Raw genomic sequence first — 23,116 nt, forward strand, 5'->3', positions numbered from 1 at the left:
GAGACCACCGGAGAGGACACGAACACCGATGCCCGAGGGCGATACCGTCTGGCGCGCCGCCAACACCCTGCGCGCCGCACTCGAGGGCCGACAGCTCACCACCTGCGACATTCGCGTACCGCGCTACGCCACAGTCGACTTCACCGGCGAGACCGTCGATTCCGTCGCCTCACGCGGTAAGCATCTGCTGATTCGAGTCGGCGGATACTCCATTCATTCGCATCTCAAGATGGAGGGCACCTGGCACGTCTACGCACCCGGTGCTCGCTGGCGCCGCCCTGCGTTCCAGGCGCGGATCATCTTGAACACCGCCGACGCGCAGGCCATCGGTTTCGAGCTCGGAGTGCTCGAAATCCTCGAGGACGAGGACGATGCCGTCGGATATCTCGGACCGGATCTGCTCGGTCCCGACTGGGATCCCGACGTGGCGCTGTCCAGGCTCGCAGCGGATCCGGCCCGGCCGATCGGGCTCGCGCTTCTCGATCAGCGCAACATTGCCGGCCTGGGCAACGTCTACCGCAACGAGATCTGCTTTCTCCGGGGCGTCGACCCGCGCACCCCGGTCGGCGAAGCCGGTGACCTGAGCAAGACGATCGACCTGTCCTACCGATTGATCATGGCCAACAAGGATCGCAACCAACGCGTCACCACCGGAGATCGACGTCCGGGCCGACACTTCTGGGTGTACGGGCGCGAGAACAAGCCGTGCAGACGCTGCGGAACCACCATCGAATTCGGTCTGATCGGAGACAATCCCCTGGAGGAACGCCAGATCTACCACTGCCCACACTGCCAGAAACGAGGTGTGGCGAGATAGTTCGGTCCGTGGTGTCCTTTTCGACGAACCCCGTTCGTCCTTCGTGTGTAGGTCGGCAAACGGTGCCGATCGCAACGAACCCGAGGAGTCTTCATGACCACGTACGCAGCCATCGTCTACACCCATGATGCCGACTGGACCTCGCCCGAGGTCGCCGACGAGATGGCCGAATACGGTGCATTCAGTGCCGCGGCCGGATCCGCGATCACCGGCGGAGCGGTCCTGCATCCCACGTCGACCGCCACCACGGTGCGCGTGTCGGGAGGAAAGGGCGGCGACGTCCTGACAACGGACGGTCCGTTCGCCGAGGCGAAAGAGGTGCTCGCCGGGTTCTTCCTCCTCGAGGCACAGGACCTCGATGCCGCGATCGCACTGGCCGCCCAGATCCCGGCGGCATGGAACGGAGCAGTCGAGGTTCGGCCGGTCATTCCGATGACTCGATGAGTACACCGGCCGAGCACCTCTCGGCCGCGGTCCGTGACGAGGGTCGCCGAGTCCTGGCGACCCTCGTGCGCACCACCGGCAGTTTCGCCGTCGCCGAGGACGCGGTCTCCGAGGCGGTGGTGACCGCACTCGCTCACTGGCCCGGATCGGGTGTGCCCGACAATCCGCGTGCCTGGCTCACGACCGTGGCCCGCAACAAGGCGCTCGACATCCTCCGACGCGAGGCCGGGCGCACCGCGAAGGAACGAGAGGCGGCGGATCTCGCCGTGTCGAACCAGAACTGGAGCGAGAGCGACGAGTCCGAGATCGACGACGATCTTCTGCGGTTGGTCTTCACCTGCTGTCATCCGACGCTCTCCGTCGAGGCGCAGGTGGCACTGAGCCTGCGCACTCTCTGTGGGCTCGCCACTGCCGACGTCGCCCGACTGATGCTCGTGCCCGAGGCCACCATGTCCAAACGGCTCACGCGTGCGAAGAAGAAGATCGCAGCTGCAAACATTCCGTATCGAGTACCGGATTCGGCGGAGTTGCCGCAACGACTCGACGCGGTGGCCACCACGGTGTATTTGATGTTCACGGCCGGCCATCTCGGCGGCGAGACGCTGGTGCGGCCTCGACTGTGCGACGAGGCACTCAGGTTGGCCCGCGTGCTGATCGACCTGATGCCCGACGAGCCGTCACTTCGGGGGCTACTGGCCCTCATGCTGTTCACGGATTCGCGCCGGGCGACCAGGACCGATGAATCGGGCGGCCTCGTCAGGCTCGAGGATCAGAACAGATCTCGATGGAATCGAGAGGCGATCGAGGAGGGCGTCCGGTTGATGGAGGGTGCTCTGCGGCGCAACGACTCTCGGCCCAGTCGCTACACCGTCCAGGCAGCCATCGCCGCGTGTCACTCCACAGCAGCGACCTACGCCGACACCGACTGGTCTCGGATCGTCGCGCTGTACGACGCGTTGGCGGTTGTGGAGAACACACCGATCGTGGCACTCAACCGCGGCGTGGCCATCGGAGAGAGCCAGGGGCCTGCCGCCGGGCTCGACGCACTCGACGCCATCGATTCTCTGGGCGGCCACTACCTGTGGCATGCCTGTCGAGCGGTGATGCTCGATCGCCTGGACCGCGCGGAGGAGGCCAGGAACGCACGAACGACCGCGCTCGCTCTCGGCCCGTCGCCTGCAGAGAGGGCGTATCTCGAGGCGCAGCTCGCGCCGCCCTCCCACCCTGTCGAGCGACGACGGGAAGAGACCTGAAAGCTCCCTGTCAGGTGCGACCAAGCCCCTTCACAGCTTCGCCGACCACCATGGATCGCATGCTGACACTTGCGATACTCACCCTGCTCGTCATGGCCGTCTCCGGCGCGACGGCCGCTCGCGCGCCCCGGACGCTGGTTCGATTGCGCTAGATCGTGCGAACGGGTTCGAGGATTTCCTGGCGGGCCTCGGGCGCGACGACGCGCAGTGCGTCTGCCGACTCGTCGTCGGGCTGACGCTGCGACTCGATCTCGGCCTCCACTCGGGCGCGGTAGGTCTCGACCTCACGATCGACCGTGGCCTCGTCCCAGCCCAGAACCGGTGCGATCAATGCAGCGACCTGACCCGCGCAGTTCATCCCACGATGCGAGTACTCGATCGAGATTCGGGTCCGACGCGAGAGCACGTCCTCGAGATGCAGTGCGCCCTCCGCTGCCGCGGCGTACACCACCTCCACCTGGAGGTATGCCGGCGCGTCGGTGAGTGGTTGCAGCAGTTCGGGTTTGCCGTCGGCCATGGCCAACACCTCGTCGATCAACGAACCGTATCGGTCGAGCAGATGCGTCACCCGATGCGGATGCAGCTTGTGCATCTCGCCCAGGTGCGGTGCCTGATTGACCAGCGCGAAGTAGCCGTCGGCACCGACGAGGGGCACCTTCTCGGTGATCGAGGACGCCACCCGCACCGGGATGTCCTCGGCGGCCAGATCGACTGCGTCCTCGGCCATCACGCGGTAGGTCGTGTACTTGCCGCCCGCGATGGCGACGAGTCCGGGTGCAACCCGAGCGACCGCGTGTTCCCGGGACAGCTTGGAGGTTTCGTCGCTCTCGCCGGCGAGCAGTGGCCGCAAGCCCGCGTAGACCCCGTCGATGTCCTCGTGGGTGAGCGGCGTGACGAGCACCGAGTTGACCTCGCCCAGGATGTAGTCGATGTCGGCCTTGGTGGCGGCCGGGTGTGCGAGATCGAGGTTCCAGTCGGTGTCGGTGGTACCGATGATCCAGTGCGCGCCCCACGGAATGATGAACAGCACCGACTTCTCGGTGCGCAGAATGATCGCGGCCTCGCTGACGATTCGATCGCGCGGCACCACGATGTGCACGCCCTTCGAGGCGCGTACCCGGAACCGGCCGCGCATGTTGGACAGTGACTGGATCTCGTCGGTCCACACGCCGGTGGCATTGATCACCACGTGTGCCCGCACCTCGGTGGTGGCACCGGTCTCCGAATCACGCACGCGGACACCGGAAACCCGGTCGGCCTCACGCAGGAATCCGACCACCTGGGTCGATGTGCGCACCACTGCGCCGTAGTGGGCGGCCGTTCTGGCGACCATCATGGTGTGCCGGGCGTCGTCGACGACGGTGTCGTAGTACCGAATCCCGCCGATCAGCGACTTGCGTTTGATCCCGGGCGACATACGCAGTGCACCGGATCGAGTCAGGTGCTTCTGCTGCGGCACCGATTTGGCCCCACCCATGCGGTCGTAGAGGAAGATCCCCGCGGCGATGTAGGGCCGCTCCCACAACCGATGCGTGAGCGGGAAGAGAAATTTCAGCGGCTTGACCAGGTGCGGTGCGAGCGTGGACAGAGAGAGTTCGCGTTCGTGCAGGGCCTCGCGCACGAGCCCGAACTCGAGCTGCTCGAGGTATCGAAGCCCGCCGTGGAACATCTTGGACGAGCGAGAGGACGTTCCCGACGCGTAATCACGCGCCTCGACCAGGGCGACCTTCAGTCCGCGCGTCGCCGCGTCGAGGGCCGCTCCTGAGCCGACGACGCCACCGCCGACGACAACTACGTCGAACTGCTCGGTTCCGAGCTGGTCCCACGCCTCCACCCGCTGGTCGGGTCCGAGGAACTTCGTATTCGATCGGTTGCTCATCTCGAACGCTCCCTCTCCTTCGAAAATCCCCGCATTGCTTGCACGTCAGGCTACCGCCCCTGGTCGTCAGGCCGCAGAACCTGCCGAGTGCGCGGCGGCCAATCGTTGCACTGCGTCTGCCAGCACGGGCGGGGTGGATCCGGCGTAGCTCAACCGGAGCGAGTGACGGTACTGCGCACCCGACGCGAACGCCGTTCCCGGCACGAAGGCAACTCCGTGCTCGAGTGCCGCATCGAGCAACTGGCCGGTGTCGGTTCCGTCCAGGAAGGTGGCCCAGGCGAACATCCCTCCCGCGGGGCGTGAAACGACCAGCCGATCACCGAACTGTGCGGCGAGAGCGGCGATCAATGCCGTTGCACGGCAGGCATACTCGTGCCGCAGAACAGTCAGGTGTGCGTTCAGCCACGCGGAGTCGGCGAGCATCTCCGCCGTCATCGACTGCGTCAGCGAGGATCCGCACAGATCCGCGCCCTGCTTGAGCAGTTCCACCGCCGCACAGACGCTGGGTGGGGCGACGAACCAGCCGACTCGGAGCGTCGGAGCCAGGATCTTCGACGCACTCGACAGTCGGATGACGCGATCGCTGTGACGCGCGATCGGTGCCGGCGGGGCGTCGACGCCGGATTCCGTTGTTCCGAACCAGATCTCACCGTACGGGTCGTCCTCGATCACCCAGAATCCGTAGTGATCCGCCAGCGCCGCGAGGTGACGACGTCGCTGCTCGCTCATCGTGACTCCACGCGGATTGTGGAAGTTGGCGACGGTGTGGACCACAGCGGGCCGCAGTCCCGCTGTCAGTCGACGTTCGAGTTCGTCGGTGTCCATTCCGGTATCGGTCAGGGGAATGGACTCGATGCTCGCTTCGGCGATAGAGAAGACCTGCAGCGCACCGGTGTACGCGGGTTCGTCGACCACGACGACAGCGCCCGGGTCGATCAGGGCCTGCGCGAGCAACGTCAGGGCCTGTTGCGAACCGTGCGTGACGATGACGGACTCGACCGGAACGGGCACTCCCCCGCGCACGGCCGATTCCCTGGCCGCAATGACGCTGCGCAGAGTGCGGTGGCCGGATGTCTCGCAGTACTGCACCGCGTCGGGGCGGCGAAGCGCAGCCTCTGCGGCTGCGGCGATGCGGTCGACCGGTATCAGATCGGTGGCCGGTAGACCTCCGGCCAGGCTGATCACGTCGTCACGTGCGGTGAGGGACAGGAGGTCGCGGATGGCCGAGCTGGTGAGCGAGTCGGTGCGCCTGGCCAGGCCGGCGGGAAGGTACGTAGAGGACATGAGAGAGACTCCGGGGCAGCAGGAATGGGGGAAGAACGGCCCGCGGATCCGCTGAGTCGAAGAAGGAGCGGACGGGTGTGTCCGCTCCTTCGACTGTCTCACGTGCTACCGAAATATGAAACGCAATTCTCACATCGTGAGATCAGTCCAGATCGTCGTGCGCCATCAGCTGGCGCGCGGCCTCGATGACCGAACCGGACAGCGACGGGTACACCGAGAACGTGTTGGCCAGGTCGTTGACCGACAGATTGTTCTGCACCGCCATCGCGATGGGCAGAATCAGCTCCGACGCACTCGGGGCGACCACGACACCGCCGATGACGACGCCGGTGGCCGGACGGCAGAAGATCTTCACGAAACCACGCTTGAGGCCGCTCATCTTCGCTCGCGGATTGGTGGTGAGCGGCAGCATCACCACGCGCGCGGGCACGTCGCCTGCGTCGATCGTGGACTGCGCGACGCCGACCGACGCGATCTCGGGCCGAGTGAACACCGCCGAGGCCACGGTCTTGAGCTTGATCGGGCTGACCGCCTGCCCCAGTGCGTGGTACATCGCGATGCGTCCCTGCATCGCCGCGACCGAGGCCAGCGGCAGTAGACCGGTGCAGTCGCCGGCTGCGTAGATGCCCGCGACCGCGGTACGCGAGACGCGATCCACGCGCAGATATCCGCCCTTGTCGAGTTCGATGCCGACCCTCTCGAGACCGAGACCGGAGGTGTTGGGCACCGATCCGACGGTCATCAGCGCATGGCTGCCCTCGACGGTACGACCGTCCGAGAGCGTGACGAGAACACCGTCGTCGGTGCGGACCACCGAATCGGCGCGGGCATGCTTGACGAGGGTGACACCGCGCTCGTTGAACGCGTCCTCGAGCACCAGCGCGGCGTCCTCGTCCTCGTGCGGGAGGACGCGGTCACGGCTCGAGACCGCGGTGACCTTGACGCCCATCTCGGTGTAGGCCGAGACGAACTCGGCACCGGTCACACCGGATCCGACGACCACCAGGTGTTCGGGGAGAGCCTCGAGGTCGTAGAGCTGACGCCAGTTGAGGATGCGTTCGCCGTCGGGCTCGGCTCCCTTGACCACGCGGGGGCGGGCTCCGGTCGCGATGAGCACGACATCGGCGTCGAGGATGCGTTCTTCGCCGTCGGCGAGGACGGCCTTGATCTGGTGCGAGGCCATCCCGACATGGGAGTCGATCATCTCGGCGCGTCCGGCCATCAGTTGCACCCCGACGGAGGTGACGCGGTGGGCGATGTCGGACGACTGCGCCTGCGCGAGGCTCTTCACACGGTCGTGAATCTTCGGCAATGCGACGGCGGCCTGCGACGGATCGAGGGAGATGCCGAGGTCGCTGGCTCGACGCATCTCGGTGCGAATGCCGGTCGACGCGATGAACGTCTTCGACGGCACGCAGTCCCAGAGGACGCAGGCACCGCCGATACCGTCGGAATCGACGAGCGTCACCTCTCCGCCGTGCTGTGCGGCAACCAACGCTGCTTCGTACCCTGCCGGACCACCACCGATGATCACAATCCGGGTCATTGATCCTCTTCTCGCGTGCTCGAAATCTCTCGTTGTCTCGCGTCAACGGTATTCGAGAGGCTGTCCTCGCGCGTCGGTAGGGCTGGCTTCGTCGGCCCGATGGGAGGCCGGACCTGGGGCGACGCACCGAAACACGACCACGGGGCGTCAGTGTGCACCGATACGGTTTAGGCTGGCCGACGTGCCAATTTATGCCGCGTACGGATCGAACATGCATCCGGAGCAGATGTTGCAGCGATGCCCTCACTCGCCCCTGTCGGGAACCGGATGGCTGCACGGATGGCGGTTGACCTTCGGCGGCGGCGACATCGGCTGGGAAGGCGCGCTGGCGACGGTCGTCGAGGATCCCGACTCGCAGGTGTTCGTGGTGCTCTACGACGTGTCCGAGGAGGACGAGGAGAGTCTGGATCGCTGGGAGGGCTCTGAACTCGGCATTCATCGGAAGATCCGGCTGCGCATCGAGACCGGCCGGGAGCCGGTGCTCGCGTGGATGTACGTACTCGACGCCTACGAGGGCGGTCTGCCGTCGGCACGCTACCTCGGCGTGATGGCGGAGGCAGCCGAAATCGCCGGTGCCCCAGCCGAATACGTGCGAGACTTACGCACCCGCAACAGCCGCAACGTCGGCCCGGGTACCACCTCGTAGCCGGACATCCAGCTCAGAAGTAGTTCTTCATGACCGACGCCACCCACGCCGGTTCCCTCACGTCTTCACGCTTCGGAACCATGGACTGCAGGAACGGCTTGATATCGAACACCGGTGAGCCGTCGATCGCGTCGAGACCTCGGACTCGGAGGCGCAGTCCGTCCACGCCGACGAGCTCGCACCGCGACACCCCGAGATGATTGGGTCGGTCCTTGACTCGTTGAGCGAGGACACCCACCCGAGGAAGCGTCGTATCACCGCGGGGGTGCCGTGAGCCGGTGGTCGTCGCGGCGGGATCGCACAGGTGGAAGCCGTAGATCACCTCGAGGTGGGAGAACTCGGCGAGACCGAGGGTCGCGTCGGCGTCGAGGACACTCTCGTGCAGGTCGATCACGGACTCGACCGACCCCCAGTTGTCGTCGACCACTTCGGCGCGATCGGATCCGACGATCCCGATCGGCGACACGTCGAACACCGTCTCGTCCCCCACCTCTAGGTCGGATCCAGCGCGATTGCGGTCATCACCTTCACGCCGACGGCCAGTGCTCGTTCGTCGAGATCGAAGGTGGGTTGGTGGATGTCGAGTTGTGGTCCGGTACCCGGCCACACACCGAGTCGAGCCATTGCGCCCGGCACGCGTTCGAGGTACCACGAGAAATCCTCACCGCCACCGGATTGCGCGGTATCGGCCAGCGCGTCGGGTCCGACCCGGCCGATGGCCTTCTCGAACGTGTGCGTCGACTCCGGATCGTTGACCACGGGAGGCACGCCGCGACGGTAGTGCAGCTCGAATCGGACCCCGGTCGGTGCGAGCAATCCGGTGACGATCTCGCGGACCAACGGTTCGAGCAATGCCCAGGTCTCGTGGTCGCCGGTGCGGACGGTGCCGGTCAGCATGCCGGTCTGCGGTATGGCGTTGGGAGCCTGGCCGGCGACCACCGCTCCCCAGACCATGACCGTGCTGGTCCGCGGGTCGATTCGCCTGCTCAACATTCCGGGCAGGCCGGTGATGACGGTGCCGAGCGCGTACACGAGATCGGTGGTCAGATGTGGCCGCGAGGTGTGCCCGCCGGGCGAATCCAGCCTCAGCTCGACGGTATCCGCCGCCGAGGTGATCGCTCCGAGACGTAGGCCGACCTGCCCCACTTCGAGCCGCGGATCACAGTGCAGCGCAAAGATCTTGGTGACGCCGTCGAGCGCTCCCGCGGCCACCGCGTCGAGCGCACCGCCCGGCATGACCTCCTCGGCGGGCTGGAAGATCAGACGCACCCCGTACTGCAGGTCCGGCAGCGACGCAAGCGCCAGCCCGGTTGCGAGCAACACCGTGGTGTGTGCGTCGTGCCCACAGGCGTGGGACACCCCAGGCACGGTCGACGAGTACACCGCGCCGGTGTTCTCCTGCAGCGGCAGGGCGTCCATGTCCGCCCGCAACGCCACCCGGGGACCGTCGGGTCCGATGTCGCAGATCAACCCTGTTCCGCCGGGGAGCGGCTTGGGTGACAGGCCCGCTGCTTCGAGATGCTCCATCACGAATGCGGTGGTGCCGAATTCGCGTCGAGCCAGTTCCGGATTGGCGTGAATGTGCCGACGCCACAGCGACAGGTCGGCCGTGTGCGCGTGAATCCACCGATCGATCGCGTCTTCTCGGGTGCTCACGACTGCGCCGCCGAGCGGGCGATCACGCCGTCGAGCAGACGAGCGCGGGTACCGGGATCGGCGGCGGCACGCGCAGCGGTCCTGGCGAGACCGAGGGCTCCGTCGAACAATGCCCGATCGGCCGACTCCGTGATGCACGCGGCGGCGAACTCCGGCTGATGCGTCACCGACCCTCCTGCATCGAGTCCGACGACGGGATGGATACCGGGTAGAACATTCGTCACGTTTCCCATGTCTGTGCTGCCCAACGGGCGAAATCCTTCCAAATCCGGAGCGAGGGGCGATCGGCCCAGCGCTTCGATCTCCTGCCGAAATGCCGCGACCAGCCACGAATCCGGCGTCAACGCCGCGTAGGTCGGCGACACCGTACGGATCTCGTGAGTGCACCCGGTGGCGATCGCTCCTGCCTCGAAACACGCGTACGTCTTCGCGGTCAGAGCGTGCAGCGATTCGGTGGTGTTCGCGCGCAGGTAGTACAGCAACTCCGCGTGGCCGGGCACGATGTTCGGGGCCGCACCCCCGTCACTGACGATGCCGTGCAACTGCTGACCCGGCGCGAGGTGCTGCCGCAGTAGCCCGAGTGCCACCTGACTGATGGTCACCGCATCGCCTGCGTTGATCCCCCACTCGGGAGCGGCGGACGCGTGGGCGGCCCGGCCGGTGAACTCGACGGCGATGTCCGCCAGCGCCAGCGACGTCGCACCGACGATGTCGAGTGGACCGGGATGGACCATCAACGCCGCGCCGACGCCGTCGAACACTCCTCGCTCGAGCATCAACACCTTGCCGCCGCCGGTCTCCTCGGCCGGGGTACCGAGCACTCGCACGGTGATGCCGAGAGCGTCGGCGACCGGAGCGAGCGCAAGCGCAGCACCCACAGCCGAGGCCGCGATGATGTTGTGCCCGCACGCATGACCGATCTCGGGTAGAGCGTCGTATTCGGCACAGATACCGATCACCAGATCGCCGCTGCCGAACGACGCGGTGAAGGCGGTGTCCATATCTGCAACGGCCGTCTCGACCTCGAAATCGTGCGCCCGGAGGGTATCGAGGATCTTGGCGACGCTGCGATGTTCGGCGAACGCCAGCTCCGGTTCAGCGTGGATCGAGTGCGAGAGCGCGACCACTTCGTCGGTGGCGTCGGCCAGGGCGCGGTCCATCGCCTCGCCCACGGCAGCACTGTTCGATTCGTCGATCACGAGAGATAGTGTGTCACTAGCGCGACCGAGTGTCGGAACAGAGCTGTGCCGAGTCGCGGGTGACGACGGTCCTGCTACTTCCCGAAGCTGAAGTTGCTGTCGTCTGTCGTGGTGTTCAGCGCGGCGAGCAGATCCACGTGCATACGACTCTTGATCCCGGCAAGGTTCGCACCCCGGGTGCTCGTCAGCGCCGCCGCCTTCGCGACCGCGTCGGACAGCAGCGTCTCCTCCGATGCCGTCGCCTCGACGATTCCGGCGGCCACTGCGTCGGCACCGCCGTAGCGGCGACCGGTCGTCATGGCTTCGACGGCGGTCTGCTTGGGCAGCCGGGAGTTGATCAGAGCAGACATTCCCACGGTGAACGGCATGTTCAGGTTCACCTCGGGCAGGCAGTAGAAGCCTCGGTCGGCGCGCTGGACACGGAAGTCGTGCGAGGTGGCGAACATCGCGCCCGCGCCGAATGCATGCCCCTGCACAGCTGCGACGGTGGCCATCGGGAAAGCGAGCAACCGGGTGTAGAGGGTGTGGACGCGGTCGAGATACCAGGTGATCTTGTCCAGGTTGGCGAACAGCCAGTCGGTGTCGAGACCGTTGCTGTAGAACTTGCCTGCCGACGTGGTGACCAGCGCCGCCGGGCCCTCCGAGGCCTCGACCTCGTCGAGCAACGCGTGGGTGGTGTCGATCCAGTCCGGGTGGAAACGGTTCTCTGGATTGTCCGCTCCGTCCTGGGCACCGAGGAACAGGATGTGGACGTCGCCGTCGCGTTCGAGATAAGGCATGCAGCGGATACTACCCAACGGTAACTTCCGCCGGTCGCACATCCGTGTCGTCGATCTCCTACTGTTGTTCATCGTGGCAACCACCGACGCACATACGACCGACCCCGTGACCGATCCCGACGGTGCCGCGCGCACCGCCGCCGACGCACTCGCCGCAGCAACCGGGGTCGATACCCACACCGTGGCCATCGTTCTCGGTTCCGGATGGCAGGCGGCAGCCGACGTCTTCGGCTCCCCCACCGCGACCGTGCGCATGGCCGACCTGCCCGGTTTCGCGCCGCCGTCGGCGTCGGGACATTCCGGCACCATCACCTCGGTGGACGTCGGCGGTACCCACACACTGCTGCTCCAGGGACGCACTCATGCCTACGAGGGCCACGATCTACGACGCGTCGTGCATCCCGTGCGGACCGCGATCGCCGCCGGTGCCACGACCGTCGTGCTGACCAACGCTGCAGGCGGTATCAGGGACGGTATGAGCGTCGGGCAGCCCGTGCTGATCTCCGACCACCTCAATCTCACGGCTCGCTCGCCCCTCGTCGGTGCCGAATTCGTCGATCTGGTCGACGCGTACTCGCCCGAACTTCGCGCGCTCGCGGCACGGATCGACCCGTCGCTCGAGGACGGCGTCTACGCCGGACTGCCCGGCCCCCACTACGAGACGCCCGCCGAGATCAAGATGCTGCGCACGCTCGGTGCCGACCTCGTGGGGATGTCTACGGTGCACGAGACGATCGCCGCTCGCGCGAAGGGTGCACGCGTCCTCGGCATCTCTCTGGTGACGAATCTTGCCGCCGGAATGACCGGCGAACACCTCGATCACACCGAAGTGCTCGCTGCCGGAAAGGATTCCGCCGCTCGCATGGGAGCGCTGTTGCACGAGTTGGTTTCACGCCTGTGACCGAGGAGCTCACCGAGCGGGTGCAACAATGGATCGCAGGCGATCCCGACCCCGTCGCCCGCGAGGAACTCGACGGCCTGTCCGACGCCGAACTCGCCGACAGGTTCAGCGGTCCCCTGACGTTCGGCACCGCGGGGCTCCGTGGCCCGGTGCGCGCGGGACCGAACGGGATGAACGTGGCGGTGGTGACGAAAACCTCGGCCGGCATCGCGGCGTGGTTGATCGAGAACGGTCTCGGCGGGTCAACCGTTGTGGTCGGTCGCGACGCCAGAAACGGATCCGAGCAGTTCGCTGTCGCGGCCGCCGAAGTCTTCTCCGCGCAGGGCTTTTCCGTGGTGATGCTGCCGCGGCCACTGCCGACCCCCGTCGTCGCCTTCGCTGTGCGGGCACTCGACGCCGAACTCGGCGTACAGATCACGGCGTCGCACAACCCTGCGGCCGACAACGGGTACAAGGTGTACCTACGCGGCGGCTCGCAATTGATCCCGCCGAGTGACGCCCAGATCGAAGCGCTGATCGCCGCCACGGCCGACGCGGTCGAGATCCCGCGCGCGATCGTGCAGCCCGGCGGCTCCGACATCGCAGCGCGATACCTCGACTCCGTTGTCGCACTGCCACGTTCGACGCGTCGAGACATCCGCATCGCGTTGACTCCCCTGCACGGTGTCGGTGGCGAGCTCGCGACGGCCGCACTGCGTGGTGCGGGGTTCCGTGACATCCGGGTGGTCGAGGACCAATTCGAACCGGACCCCGCGTTCCCGACCGTGACGTTCCCCAACCCCGAGGAACCGGGCGCGGCCGACGCGGTGCTCGCACTGGCGGCCGACATCGACGCCGATATCGCGATCGCACTCGACCCCGATGCCGACCGCTGTGCGGTCGGAGTTCCCGGGCCCGACGGCTGGCGCATGCTGACCGGCGACGAGACCGGTGCCCTCCTCGCGAACCACCTGCTGAGTCATTGCCCCGCAGACCCGTTGGTGGCCAACACGATCGTGTCGTCACAACTGCTCTCTGCGCTCGCCCCGGCGCGCGGCGCTCGCTATGCCCGCACCCTGACGGGCTTCAAGTGGCTCGTCCGTGCGGGTGAGGGCCTCGTGTACGCCTACGAGGAGGCCATCGGACACTGTGTCGATCCGACGGTGGTGCGCGACAAGGACGGCATCTCGGCCGCCGTGGTACTCGCCGACCTGGCCGCCGGCCTGAAGCAGGAGCGCCGCACCCTGCTCGATGTGCTCGACGACCTCGCGGTCGAGTTCGGCGTACACCTGGGTGCACAGGTCTCGCGGAGGGTGCAGGACCTCGCCGAGATCGGGAACATGATGGACCGGCTCCGCACCGAACCGCCGACCGAATTGGCCGGTCGGGCCGTCACCGTTGTGGACTACGCCCAGCGCGACGACGAATTACGCACCGACGCAGTCGACATCAGCGGATCGGGGCTGCGGGTGATCGTGCGACCGTCCGGTACCGAACCGAAGCTCAAGGCCTACCTCGAAGTGATCGAGCAGGTCGTCGGCCGAGAGGACCTGCCGAGAGCGCGGGCGGCAGCAGCCGAGATCCTGGCCGAACTGACCGACTACGCCCAACACCTCTAGGCGCGTCGAGGAACCCTCAGAACAGCGCCGACTGCACCGCAGGCAGATCGGACGTGAAGGCGCCCAGTTCGATTCGCCGACCCTTCAGCGCCGCCAGATCCACGACGTAGGTCTCGTCGTCGACGGTCGCGATCACCGCCTGCCCGACGCAGGTCCTGATCTCGAGACCGTGGGATCCGGTTGCGATGTCTGCGGGGTAGGCGACGCGGCTGACGTTCTCGCTCAACGCTTCCCGGCCTGCGGGCGGGGCCCATCGTTCGTCGATCGGAGTGCATCCGGCGATGTCTGCCTCGGTCAGCATCTCGCGGACCTGCTCGGCCCGAGCAGCGGCGGCGGCATCGAGCCTGTCGACGTCGATCGGCAAACACAGCGAGGCGGCCTTTGCGGCCGACCGCACCGCCTGCCGTAGTCCCATCGATTCGGTCACGAGATCCTCGGCTACTCGGACGACCTTTCCGTCGTCCGCGTGAGCGACGTACCGAGCGCAGATGGCACCTTGCTCGGCCAATCGACCCCATTTACGGGTGTCCGCTGCCGTCCCGATCTTGAAGGTGCCGTTGGCGAACGCTGCCAGATACAACCAATGCGGTTGCATGACATGCTTTTCCAGATCCCGCGAGACGAACCCGCTGCGATGCACGGTGTGCACGAATCGGAAGCTGTCCTTGTCCGCGCACGACGCGCACTGCCCCGACGCGACGGCCCGCTCCCGGCCGGGGCACGGCACGTAGCGCGGCGGGCCGTCGGCCCGAAATGCCATGCGCCCGGTGCAGTACCGATCGGTCGACGCACCCGGCGCACGGAATCCGAGCGTGCGACCGACCAGTTCGCGGAACTCGATCTGCTCGGTGGCGACGTCGAGCAGCCGCAAGCCGGGCTGCGGTGCAGGTGACGCCACCGACGGCCACGAGACGCCGAGGACCAGACTCGGCGCGGCAGCGTTCGTCAGCGCGGGCCGAACTGACGATCGCCCGCGTCGCCGAGGCCGGGAACGATGAAGGCGTTGTCGTTGAGGCCGTCGTCGATGCTCGCGGCCACCAGTCGCACCGGCAGACCCGAGGCTTCGAGGGCGGCAACCCCTTCGGGAGCAGCGACGACGCAGATGGCGGTCACGTCGGCTGCGCCGCGGCCGACGAGCAGTTCGATCGTGTGGACCATGGATCCGCCGGTGGCGAGCATCGGGTCCAAGACGTAGACGGGCGTCCTCGACAGATCGTCGGGCAGCGACTCCATGTACGGGACGGGCTGGTGCGTTTCCTCGTCTCGGGCCATCCCGACGAAACCGACGCCGGACTGCGGGATGAGGCTGCTGGCCTTCTCGACCATGCCGAGGCCCGCACGCAGAACCGGAACCAGCAACGGCGGTCGAGCCAGCCTGGTTCCCTCGGTGACCGCGACGGGTGTCCGAACCTCGAAGGTGTCGATCGCGGCATCGCGGGTGGCCTCGTAGACCAGCATGTGGGTGAGCTGGCGCAGAGCCGACCGGAACGTGGCGTTGTCGCTGCGCTCGTCCCGCATCGTGGTGAGCAGGGCTGCGGCCAGTGGGTGATCGACCACGTGTGTTTCCATGCCGACCAGGATAGGACCTTTGCGGCGGGGCGCGAACGGCAACTCGGGGGAACCGAATGGCGCGTACCCGCGTCGAACCAGTTGGGCGTCGCACTCGGCGACCGTGAATCGATTGCATTCTCAGGGGGCAGTGATGGCCGAGCTCGTCGTCGAAACCGAGGGGGTCCTCGCATACGGTGCGGTGGCGTCGACCATGGCCGAGCAGATCGCGGCGGCAGGTGCTGCCGCCGCCGCGTGCGGCCCCGCTGTGCTGGCTCCGGTCTTCGGCCTGATCGGACAGGAATTTCTCGGCGCCGTCACCGGCACCCATCTGGCGCACACCGACGCCGTGGTGCGCCTGGCCGGCGCGGTGGCGAGCATCGGCTCCGCGGCCACTGCATCCGCGGTCTCGTACGCCCTCACCGACGCCGGCACCGGCGCAACCGTTGCGGCCTCGGCCGCCGGTGTCGCGACGGACGCGCGGTAAGCGCCGATGATCGATCTGCTGGCCCGTCCCATCGTCGATCTGCTCGGGGCCTTCGGCAACGGGGCGCTCCCCACCGGGGGGCCGGCCGACGTGCTGCGGGTGTCCTCGGCAGCGATCGAGGCGGCTCGGGGAATCGGCAGGGTCGCGGTCACCGAGCTCGCTGCGAATTGGAACGGTGAGGCCGCCGATGCGGCAGTTCGCTACGCCGAGAACGCTCATACGAGCGCCGTCGCTCTCGCCGACCACGCCGACGACATCGCTGCCGTCGTCGATCGGGCCTGTCGCGACACCAACCAAGGCTTCCTCGAGCTGCAGGCGATCGTGCAGTCGTTCGTGGGAATCGCACTGTCGGCCGGGCCGATCATCGCCACCCCGCCGGGGCAGACCATGCTGATCACGGCGGCCATCGAGCACCTCGAGCGAGCTCTCGTGGTGGTGTCCAGGGTTCGCGGCGAATTGGCCGTCCACACCGCGATAGTCGGTGAACTGGCCGTTCCGCCCACGGTTCCCGCCCCCGTGGGCGGCGAACCGACACCGGCCTCCGGCGCACCCTCGAATCTCATGACCTCACCCGCGACATCACAGGTGATCGAGGCAGGTGAGAAGCTGGCGAAGACGTTCGCCCAGTCCGTCTCGTCCCCCGCCGCGGGGACCGAGTCGCTCGGCAGCGGTGGTGCCCACAACTACCTGGGCAATCCGGGCACCGATCCCTCCCGATCCCCCGAGCACATCGGCCGGGGAGTCGAGATACGCCTACCCGACGGCAGTACCGTCACCGCACCCAACGCCGAAGCCGCAGGTGCCGTCCGCAGCGCACTGACCCAACAGGGTGTGCCCTACGCGTGGGGAGGCACCACGCCGGGCCGCGGGCTCGACTGCAGCGGATTGACCCAGTGGGCGTACGCGCAGCAGGGCATCGAGATCCCGCGCCTGGCACAGGAACAGGACATCGGATCCGCCGTGGCACCCGGTGAGGTGATGCCCGGTGACCTCGCAGTCTGGGACGGACACGTGGCCATGGTCATCGGAAACGGTCAGCTCGTCGAGGCAGGCGACCCCGTGCAGGTGGGACCGATCAGAACGACCAACAGCGGTATGGGCTTCAAGGGCTTCTACCGTCCGACCGAATGAGGGGTCAGACGATGACGGACTCGGACACCACCGTCGTCAGCGCGGTGTCGGGTACTCGATCGGGATCGGTGACGGTGCGTGCCACCGAACACGGACTGCCGATCGGAATCGTCATCGACGAGCGCGAACTGCGCTACGGCGGAGGCGCATTGGCGTCGACGATTCTCCAGCACTGCGAACGGGCGAGCGCGGCTGCCCGCGCTCGGCGCCGCACGCTTCTCGCCGAGGACGGCGTTCCCACCGAGGTTCTCGATCGCCTCGGTCTGCCCACCCTTGCCCGAGTCGCTGCCGAGGCGAACGAGAATCTCGCAGAGGACTCCGCACCCACGAGTTGGTTGAAGCAGGTATGACCCACGCCCGCACCACCGACCTCGACACTCTGGTCGGCAGCGCCCAGGACCGGCTCGATGCGCTCCGCGAAACGCACGAGCGCCTGGACCGCATCAGGATTCGACTCACCTCGCCGGACAACCTGGTCACTGTCGTCGCCGACGGATCCGGAGCCCTGGTCGAGCTCGAGCTCGCCGAGAACCTCGGATCGGTTGCCGCCCACGCACTCGCGTCGACGATCACCGCAGCGGCCGCAGAGGCCGCCGCTGCGGCGCTCGAGCAGCGCGAGACGATCCTGCAAAGTCTGCGGGGTTCGTTCACAGACTCCTGAGATAGGCTTCGCGCCATGGCTGGAGACATCATCCCGATCGAACTCGGTCTCACCGCAGGTGACTTCTCGACGCTGTGGGCACCGGAGTGGCGAGAAGGCGACGACGAGTGGGAGGCATTTCTCGGACACGAGGAAGACCTGTACGGCTTCTCGAGCGTCGCAGAGCTCGCGGCATTCGTCAGATCCGACGACGACAACGATCTGGTCGACCATCCGTCGTGGAAGGTGGTCTCCGCACTCGCCGCACACGAACTCGAGCCCGACGATCTGCACCGCTTCGATCTGGTGGCGGTACCGGAGCTGGTGGCCTCCGACCCCGAGGCCGACGTTCTCGCCGAACTGCAGGCCACCTTCGATATCGTCTCCTCCATCGGCGATGTCTGCGAATTGCGCCCCGTCACAAGCTTTTTCGGCTCCAACCCATTCGTCGGGGCCGTCGGCGGAGGCGTCGAGAACTTCCTCGGTCGCGAGGGCGGAGAACTCTGGGACCGCATCGGAGCGGCTGTCGCCAAGCACTGGGACGACGTGCTCGACGCCGTCGACTCCATCGTCACCTCCCCCGCTGTCGACTCCGCTGCCGTCGCCGTAGCGGAAGCCGAGATCACCGCCGCGGCCGAGAATGCCGTCGACGCCGACGACGTCACGGACGACATCGACTCCGATTCGGACGACGACGAAGAAGACGACTCTGCCGAGGTGGACCGTGATCCGATCGCCGCGGCGGCCGCCGAGGAGACCTTCTGGACCACCGTGGGCATCGACCCGATTCGCATCATCACCTCGGACGACACCCTGTACACCCTGCGGTGCTACCTCGGTGACAAGCCGGTGTTCCTCGGTCGCGGCGGAGCCATCAGCGTCTTCGGTTCCGAGCGGTCGCTGGCCCGGTATCTCGCCGACGACCACGATCACGACCTGGCGCAGGTCAGTACCTACTCCGACGTTCAGACCGCGGCCATCGACGGATCCCTCGACATCACCGTCACCGACGACAACGTGTACGTGCTGCCAGGTCTGGCCGACGACCTCGCCGAAGGCCCCACCGCAGTCGACGTCGACCAACTCGACCTCGCTGTCGAGTTGTTCACCGACGCAGCCGATTTCGCCGGCGACGACTCCGTGGACGAGGCTCTCGCCACGTCCACGCCGCTGGGCTGGTACGTCTCGTACACCCTCGAACCCAGCCCCGATCGGCTCGCCCCGAGCGCACCGTTCGACGTCGAGGCCGAGGCGTGGCGCGTACTCGAGCGTGAGTTCGAGAGCCGGCTGCGCAAGAAGTAGCAGCCGGCTCGGTCCGCGGCATCAGCCGATGAGCACTGCGTAACCGGGCTTGATGACGTCGTCGATGAGGGCCAGCCGCTCGTCGAACGGCAGGAACGCCGACTTCATCGCGTTGATGGTGAATCTCTCGAGATCGCTCCAGCCGTAGCCGAAGGTCTCGACCAGCTTGGCCATCTCGCGACTCATCGAGGTATCGCTCATCAACCGGTTGTCGGTGTTGACGGTGACCCGGAATCGCGCTCGGGCCAGCAGATCGAACGGGTGCGTCGCCAACGATTCGACGGCACCGGTCTGGACGTTGGAGCTGGGGCACAGCTCCAGGGGCATCCTGGTGTCGCGGACGTAGGCGGCCAGCAGACCGAGTTGTGGTGTGCCGTCGTCACCGGTGGTGATGTCGTCGGTGATTCGTACTCCGTGACCGAGCCTGTCGGTGCCGCAGAACGCCACTGCTTCCTGGATCGACGGCAGACCGAACGCCTCCCCCGCGTGAATGGTGAAGTGCGCGTTGCTCGCTCGCATGTACTCGAAGGCGTCGAGGTGGCGGCTGGGAGGAAAGCCCGCTTCGGCACCGGCGATGTCGAAGCCGACGACGCCGCGGTCGCGGAAGCGAACCGTCAGTTCGGCGATCTCCCGCGACCGCGCCGCATGCCGCATGGCAGTGAGCAAGGTGCCGATCGTGATGTTCTTGCCGCGCACCTTGGCGGCGGAAATACCCGCCTCGAAACCGGCGAGAGTGTGGGTGACGACCTCGTCGAGAGTCAGGCCACGCTCGAGGTGCTGCTCCGGAGCGAAGCGCACCTCGGCGTACACGACCCCGTCGTCGGCAAGATCCTCGGCACATTCGCGCGCCACTCGGAACAGCCCTTCGGGGGTCTGCATCACGGCGACGGTGTGCGCGAACGTCTCGAGATACCGCACGAGGGAGCCGCTGTCCGCGGCGTCGCGGAACCACTCGCCCAATGCTGCACCGTCGGTGGCGGGAAGATCGTCGTAACCACATTCCTCGGCCAGCTCCAACACGGTCTGCGGGCGGAGTCCGCCGTCGAGGTGATCGTGCAGCAACGCCTTGGGAGCGGTCCTGATCGACGCGAGATCGAGTGGCGCACTGCCACCGATCGAGGACTGAGTGTTCTCCGCGGTGCTCATGTGACGACGGTAGCGTGCGGCCCTCGCGCACGCGCGTCCGCCGAAGCCCATCGGCGAGTCCACGGATTTCGGCGAACCTCGCCGCTTGCGCGACCTATTCCGTTGCATTGTTACTCCGATGAAAACAATTCCGTCGATACACAGCGAATCGGCGACGGAAATCGTAGTGTTCATCCCACACACGCGGCCGATTCTGTCGGGTCCCCCCTCCGACGTGCTCGGTCGACTCGAACTTCGGAGAGACCTATGTCCACTGTGGAACCGCCGAACACCCTTCCGGGTAAAGGACTCAACACCGGCGCTCTCGGGTTGGTCGGCAACATCGTCATCGGGCTGTCGGCGGTGGCTCCGGCATACAGTCTGGCCGCCACCCTCGGCTACGTCGTTCTGGCCGTCGGCGACAAAGCGCCGTCCATGTTCCTCATCGCATTCGTCCCGATGTTGCTCACGGCCTTCGCCTACCGAGAGCTGGGACGCGACACCCCGGACTGCGGAACGTCGTTCACCTGGGGTACCAAGGCGTTCGGCCCGTGGGTGGGCTGGATGGCGGGATGGGGGCTGGCGGTCTCGGCGATCATCGTGCTCGCCAACGTTGCCGAGATCGCCGCCATCTACCTGTTCGAGTTCCTCGGCCTGTCGGACCTGGCGGAGTCGACCGCGGCCAAGGTCGCCCTCGGTTCGTTCTTCATCGTCTCGATGACCTACGTCAGTTTTCGCGGCATCCTCATCAGCGAACGGATGCAGAACGTGCTGCTCGTCGTGCAGTTCGGTGTGCTCATCGGAGTGTCGGTGACGGCATTGGTCAAGGTGGGCACGGGCACCGCGGGACCACAGGCCATCACCCCTGAGTGGAGTTGGTTGGTCCCCACCGGGGTGACGATGTCCGACGCGGCCCAGGCCATCATTCTGTGCATCTTCATCTACTGGGGATGGGATGCGTGCCTGGCCGTCGGCGAGGAAACCAAGGATTCGGAGAAGACCCCGGGCCGGGCCGCAGTGATCACCACACTGATTCTCGTCGCGACGTACGTGCTGGTCGGATACGCCGTGCAGTCGTTCGCCGGGTTCGGCGACACCGGAATCGGCCTGAACAATCCGGACAACGTCGACGATGTGCTCACCATTCTCGGCGATCCGGTCGCCGGCTCGATCGTGGCGTCGTTGCTGCTGTTGACGGTCTCCATCTCGGCACTGTCCTCGACGCAGACGACCATCCTGCCCACGGCCCGCGGAACACTGTCGATGGCCGTGTACGAGGCGATTCCCAAGCGGTTCGCCAGCGTGCACCCCAAGTACATGACGCCCGGCTTCGGCACGCTCGTGATGGGGGCCGCGGCCCTGATGTTCTACCTGGTGCTGACCTTCGTCAGCGCCAACGCGCTGCAGGATTCGGTGGCGTCGCTGGGACTGGCCGTCGCGTTCTACTACGGCATCACCGCGTACGCGTGCACCTGGTATTTCCGTCGGACCCTGTTCTCGTCCGTCCGAAACCTGTTCATGCGAGGCATCTTTCCACTTCTCGGCGGATTGTCGATGACATGGGCGTTCGTCCAGAGCGCGGTCGACATGATCAAGCCCGACTACGGTTACACCGTCTACGGTCCGATCGGCGGAGTGTTCGTTCTCGGCGTCGGCATGCTGGTACTCGGAATTCCGCTCATGCTCTTGTGCTTCGTGGGCAACAAGGACTTCTTCCAGGGCAAGACACTCACCGCGTCCACCGAAGTCAAGGTTCCGGACACTTACTAGCAGAGAAGGACACCGAGCTCATGAAGATCACCGTCGGCTACCTCGCCACCCCCAGCGGAGACGACGGCGTAGCCCTGGCCACCGCCCTCGCCCGTGCCCTCGATGCCTCCATCGACATCGTGCTGGTCATGGCCGTGGACGAACCCGTCATGGAGGGCAGCGGACCGTACCGAAAGGTTCTCGAGGCCAAGGCGCGAGGCTGGGTGGACGACGCGGCCGCCCAGGTGCCGTCGGGCATCGAGGTGACCACGCACGTGCTCACCCACGAGTCGTTCGCCCGCGCCCTGATCGACTTCGCGGTGAACACCGATGCCGACATGATCGTCGTCGGCGGTGCCGGTGACGGTCTGTTGAACCGGCACTCGATCGGGTCGGTCGCCAGTCAACTGCTGCATGCGTCGGAGGTACCGCTGGCCCTTGCCCCTCGGGGTTACCGGCTCTCCAGCGCTCCGATCACCGACCTGACCGTCGCCGTCCCCACTCGGGCCTCTGCCCCGAATCCGCTGCCCTTCGCCATAACCCTTGCCAGCGCGGCGCACGTGCCGGTGCGCTTGGTGTCGCTGGTCTCGCTCGAACCGACCGGGGCTCCGAGCGACGAGACGTCACTGGACACCCGTCGACGACAGGTTGCCGCCGCGCAGGACAATCTCGACCGGGCGGTTCGCGCTCTCCCCGATATCGACGGCCTGCAGTCCGTCGTCGCCGACGGGTCGACGCTGGACGAGGCGATGGGCAACCTCGACTGGAAGCCGGGCGATGTGCTGGTCCTCGGCTCGAGTCGACTGGCGACTCCCAAGCGGGTGTTCCTCGGTTCGAGCGCAGCGAAGATTCTGCGGGCCGCCCCGGTGCCGGTGGTCGTCGTCCCGCACGAGTAGAGCGGCTGCGCCGCATGTGAGCGGAAATTCGTAGCAGAGGTCGTGTGCTGTCTTGATACATGTGGGACACGGGTGTCTCGATACATGTGAGACACGATTCTAAGCGGCGGGGCGGGGGAGTTGTCCTTGGTAGAGCCTGTCGATGTCCAGGTGCAGGTGGCCGAGGACTTCTCCACTGGCCTTGTAGGCGGTGATGTGGTTTCCGTCGCGTAGGACGGTCACGCGGGTGTAGGCGT

Annotated in this window: 23 protein-coding genes; 13 read left to right on the forward strand and 10 right to left on the reverse strand. The window is 66.6% G+C overall.

What is annotated here, in order from left to right:
* The first annotated feature begins 28 nt into the window (after positions 1–28).
* The 3 genes from CH274_RS20740 to CH274_RS20750 all read left to right on the forward strand — a co-directional run bounded on the left by CH274_RS20740 (position 29) and on the right by CH274_RS20750 (position 2,514).
* The gene (locus tag CH274_RS20740) at positions 29–817 is read left to right on the forward strand and encodes a DNA-formamidopyrimidine glycosylase family protein (protein WP_032397442.1); all 789 of its coding nucleotides are present in this window, start codon (positions 29–31) and stop codon (positions 815–817) included.
* Between the two features lie 93 nt (positions 818–910).
* Entirely contained in the window at positions 911–1,261 is a 351-nt protein-coding gene (locus tag CH274_RS20745) for a YciI family protein (protein WP_094658837.1), read from the forward strand.
* Entirely contained in the window at positions 1,258–2,514 is a 1,257-nt protein-coding gene (locus CH274_RS20750; RefSeq protein WP_094658839.1) for an RNA polymerase sigma factor, read from the forward strand. The genes CH274_RS20745 and CH274_RS20750 overlap by 4 nt, the downstream gene beginning before the upstream one ends.
* Positions 2,515–2,662: 148 nt before the next feature.
* Here the strand turns inward: CH274_RS20750 and glpD are convergent, their stop codons facing one another.
* The 3 genes from glpD to CH274_RS20765 all read right to left on the reverse strand — a co-directional run bounded on the left by glpD (position 2,663) and on the right by CH274_RS20765 (position 7,223).
* Positions 2,663–4,393 carry a glycerol-3-phosphate dehydrogenase gene (glpD, locus tag CH274_RS20755; RefSeq protein ID WP_032397444.1) on the reverse strand — a complete coding sequence of 577 codons (1,731 nt, stop codon included), beginning with the start codon at positions 4,391–4,393 and terminating at the stop codon, positions 2,663–2,665.
* Positions 4,394–4,459: 66 nt separating this feature from the next.
* Positions 4,460–5,677 carry an aminotransferase-like domain-containing protein gene (locus CH274_RS20760; RefSeq protein ID WP_094658841.1) on the reverse strand — a complete coding sequence of 406 codons (1,218 nt, stop codon included), beginning with the start codon at positions 5,675–5,677 and terminating at the stop codon, positions 4,460–4,462.
* Between the two features lie 142 nt (positions 5,678–5,819).
* Positions 5,820–7,223, reverse strand: a complete 1,404-nt coding sequence (locus tag CH274_RS20765; protein ID WP_094658843.1) for an NAD(P)H-quinone dehydrogenase — start codon at positions 7,221–7,223, stop codon at positions 5,820–5,822.
* 181 nt (positions 7,224–7,404) lie between these two features.
* Between CH274_RS20765 and CH274_RS20770 the strand changes: the two genes are divergently transcribed.
* Positions 7,405–7,869: a gamma-glutamylcyclotransferase gene (locus tag CH274_RS20770; RefSeq protein ID WP_032397447.1), complete on the forward strand. Its 465-nt coding sequence runs from the start codon at positions 7,405–7,407 to the stop codon at positions 7,867–7,869.
* Positions 7,870–7,882: 13 nt separating this feature from the next.
* Here CH274_RS20770 and CH274_RS20775 read toward each other — a convergent pair whose 3' ends face one another.
* The 4 genes from CH274_RS20775 to CH274_RS20790 form a co-directional block, all read right to left on the reverse strand.
* Complete coding sequence (locus CH274_RS20775; protein ID WP_218829232.1) at positions 7,883–8,344, reverse strand: SAM-dependent methyltransferase; 462 nt, start codon at positions 8,342–8,344, stop codon at positions 7,883–7,885.
* 17 nt (positions 8,345–8,361) lie between these two features.
* Positions 8,362–9,525 (reverse strand): M20 family metallopeptidase, encoded by a 1,164-nt coding sequence (locus CH274_RS20780; protein WP_094658845.1) that lies wholly within the window; start codon positions 9,523–9,525, stop codon positions 8,362–8,364.
* Positions 9,522–10,685 (reverse strand): M20 family metallopeptidase, encoded by a 1,164-nt coding sequence (locus CH274_RS20785; protein ID WP_094658858.1) that lies wholly within the window; start codon positions 10,683–10,685, stop codon positions 9,522–9,524. Before CH274_RS20785 ends, CH274_RS20780 begins: the two co-directional genes overlap by 4 nt.
* Positions 10,686–10,798: 113 nt before the next feature.
* Positions 10,799–11,503, reverse strand: a complete 705-nt coding sequence (locus tag CH274_RS20790) for an enoyl-CoA hydratase/isomerase family protein (RefSeq protein WP_032397449.1) — start codon at positions 11,501–11,503, stop codon at positions 10,799–10,801.
* Here CH274_RS20790 and CH274_RS20795 point away from each other — a divergent pair.
* Together CH274_RS20795 and CH274_RS20800 are read left to right on the forward strand one after the other, a co-directional pair.
* Positions 11,502–12,404 carry a purine-nucleoside phosphorylase gene (locus CH274_RS20795; protein WP_371828388.1) on the forward strand — a complete coding sequence of 301 codons (903 nt, stop codon included), beginning with the start codon at positions 11,502–11,504 and terminating at the stop codon, positions 12,402–12,404. The two genes, CH274_RS20790 and CH274_RS20795, sit on opposite strands and share 2 nt — an antisense overlap.
* Positions 12,401–14,002 carry a phospho-sugar mutase gene (locus tag CH274_RS20800; protein WP_094658847.1) on the forward strand — a complete coding sequence of 534 codons (1,602 nt, stop codon included), beginning with the start codon at positions 12,401–12,403 and terminating at the stop codon, positions 14,000–14,002. The genes CH274_RS20795 and CH274_RS20800 overlap by 4 nt, the downstream gene beginning before the upstream one ends.
* 16 nt (positions 14,003–14,018) lie before the next feature.
* Here the strand turns inward: CH274_RS20800 and CH274_RS20805 are convergent, their stop codons facing one another.
* Positions 14,019–14,900: a DUF2797 domain-containing protein gene (locus tag CH274_RS20805; protein WP_256980279.1), complete on the reverse strand. Its 882-nt coding sequence runs from the start codon at positions 14,898–14,900 to the stop codon at positions 14,019–14,021.
* Between the two features lie 47 nt (positions 14,901–14,947).
* Entirely contained in the window at positions 14,948–15,571 is a 624-nt protein-coding gene (gene upp / locus CH274_RS20810) for a uracil phosphoribosyltransferase (protein ID WP_032398209.1), read from the reverse strand.
* 133 nt (positions 15,572–15,704) lie between these two features.
* Between upp and CH274_RS20815 the strand changes: the two genes are divergently transcribed.
* From CH274_RS20815 to CH274_RS20835, 5 genes are read left to right on the forward strand one after another with little or no spacing between them, the layout of a single operon-like run.
* Positions 15,705–16,037, forward strand: a complete 333-nt coding sequence (locus CH274_RS20815) for a type VII secretion target (RefSeq protein WP_032397451.1) — start codon at positions 15,705–15,707, stop codon at positions 16,035–16,037.
* 6 nt (positions 16,038–16,043) lie between these two features.
* Complete coding sequence (locus CH274_RS20820) at positions 16,044–17,168, forward strand: C40 family peptidase (RefSeq protein WP_094658849.1); 1,125 nt, start codon at positions 16,044–16,046, stop codon at positions 17,166–17,168.
* Positions 17,165–17,518 (forward strand): hypothetical protein, encoded by a 354-nt coding sequence (locus CH274_RS20825; RefSeq protein ID WP_094628532.1) that lies wholly within the window; start codon positions 17,165–17,167, stop codon positions 17,516–17,518. The genes CH274_RS20820 and CH274_RS20825 overlap by 4 nt, the downstream gene beginning before the upstream one ends.
* Positions 17,515–17,829 (forward strand): YbaB/EbfC family nucleoid-associated protein, encoded by a 315-nt coding sequence (locus CH274_RS20830; protein ID WP_045195821.1) that lies wholly within the window; start codon positions 17,515–17,517, stop codon positions 17,827–17,829. Before CH274_RS20825 ends, CH274_RS20830 begins: the two co-directional genes overlap by 4 nt.
* 15 nt (positions 17,830–17,844) lie before the next feature.
* Positions 17,845–19,110, forward strand: a complete 1,266-nt coding sequence (locus CH274_RS20835; RefSeq protein ID WP_094658851.1) for a primosomal protein — start codon at positions 17,845–17,847, stop codon at positions 19,108–19,110.
* Positions 19,111–19,131: 21 nt separating this feature from the next.
* Here the strand turns inward: CH274_RS20835 and CH274_RS20840 are convergent, their stop codons facing one another.
* The gene (locus CH274_RS20840) at positions 19,132–20,256 is read right to left on the reverse strand and encodes an adenosine deaminase (protein ID WP_045200020.1); all 1,125 of its coding nucleotides are present in this window, start codon (positions 20,254–20,256) and stop codon (positions 19,132–19,134) included.
* Positions 20,257–20,502: 246 nt separating this feature from the next.
* On the opposite strand from CH274_RS20840, the gene CH274_RS20845 reads away from it, so the two are divergent.
* Positions 20,503–22,005, forward strand: coding sequence for an APC family permease (locus tag CH274_RS20845; RefSeq protein WP_032397455.1), 1,503 nt, complete (start codon positions 20,503–20,505; stop codon positions 22,003–22,005).
* Between the two features lie 20 nt (positions 22,006–22,025).
* The gene (locus CH274_RS20850) at positions 22,026–22,880 is read left to right on the forward strand and encodes a universal stress protein (RefSeq protein WP_094658852.1); all 855 of its coding nucleotides are present in this window, start codon (positions 22,026–22,028) and stop codon (positions 22,878–22,880) included.
* Positions 22,881–23,116: the final 236 nt, after the last annotated feature.

It is taken from the genome of Rhodococcus sp. 06-418-5 (genome assembly GCF_002258285.1).
Taxonomy (GTDB): Bacteria; Actinomycetota; Actinomycetes; order Mycobacteriales; family Mycobacteriaceae; genus Rhodococcoides.